A 236-nucleotide genomic window follows, 5' to 3' on the forward strand; every position below is an offset into this window, starting at 1 on the left:
GCCGGCAGCGATGAGGATTTCTTTCCAGTTACCACGGAAGAGCTCTGCCAGCGGCAATTTGGTCCGTTTGGAGTGCTCGGCTTCGGCTTTGGCCTGCGAGGCGAGGAACAACGGGGTCTCTTGGACGTATAAGCGCAGGATGAGGCCAACAATGACCAGCAGCGCGGAGACGCCGAAAGCGATTCGCCAGCCCCAGGCAAGGAAGGCCGGTTGGGGCATCATCGCTGAGAGTACGG

Annotated in this window: 1 protein-coding gene; it reads right to left on the reverse strand. The window is 60.6% G+C overall.

Annotated elements, in window-relative coordinates; genetic code table 11:
* Positions 1-236, reverse strand: a 236-nt coding sequence (locus SB847_RS22225; RefSeq protein ID WP_410578926.1) for an MFS transporter, incomplete at both ends; no start/stop codon positions are given.

This window comes from Bacillus sp. SIMBA_026 (assembly GCF_046535335.1).
In the GTDB taxonomy this organism is placed as follows: Bacteria; Bacillota; Bacilli; order Bacillales; family Bacillaceae; genus Bacillus; species Bacillus velezensis.